The 563-nt window shown below is 67.5% G+C and carries 1 protein-coding gene and 1 pseudogene; one reads left to right on the top strand and one right to left on the bottom strand.

Annotated elements, in window-relative coordinates:
* A pseudogene (locus P3H15_RS54935) lies at positions 1-355 on the bottom strand (hypothetical protein); the annotation flags it as partial.
* Here P3H15_RS54935 and P3H15_RS54940 point away from each other — a divergent pair.
* On the top strand, positions 345-563 hold a 219-nt coding region (locus P3H15_RS54940), incomplete at its 3' end, for a hypothetical protein (protein WP_276144944.1). The pseudogene P3H15_RS54935 and the gene P3H15_RS54940 sit on opposite strands and share 11 nt — an antisense overlap.

Genomic DNA, 563 nt, shown 5'->3' on the forward strand with positions numbered 1-563 from the left:
CAGCGGTCTCTTCCTCGGGTTCCTCCTCCGTCTCGTCCTCAGCGGTCTCTTCCTCCGGCTCTTCCTCCGACTCTTCCTCCGGTTCCTCGTCCTCGTACTCGCCGGACTCTTCCTCCGGTTCCTCGTCCTCGTACTCGCCGGACTCTTCCTCGGGTTCCTCGTCCTCGTACTCGCCGGACTCCTCTTCCGGCTCCTCGTCCGGCTCCTCGTCCGGCTCTTCCTCCGGTTCTTCCTCCTCGTACTCGCCGGACTCCTCTTCCGGCTCCTCGTCCGGCTCTTCGTCGGCGTAGTCGGTCAGCCGGCCGGTCGCGCCCGCCACCTTGTCGGAGACGGCGGAGACCGCCTTGTCGGTCACGGTGCCGAGCAGGCCCTGCGCCGCCTGCTGCAGCGGTGACACCGATGCGGCCTTGCCGGACGCACCGGAAACATTCTGGCGCAGCTTCTTCGCCGCGCTGTCGAGAGTCGAGGTCATCGCTGATCACTTCCGGGTGCGTCGTCGTACGGGTATGGAATCGGTCGTCGCCTTCGCGCGCGTCCTGCGGGCCCGGGACAGCTCGTCCTCG

The sequence above is a fragment of the Rhodococcus sp. T2V genome (assembly GCF_029269925.1).
GTDB classification, from domain to species: domain Bacteria; phylum Actinomycetota; class Actinomycetes; order Mycobacteriales; family Mycobacteriaceae; genus Rhodococcus_F; species Rhodococcus_F koreensis.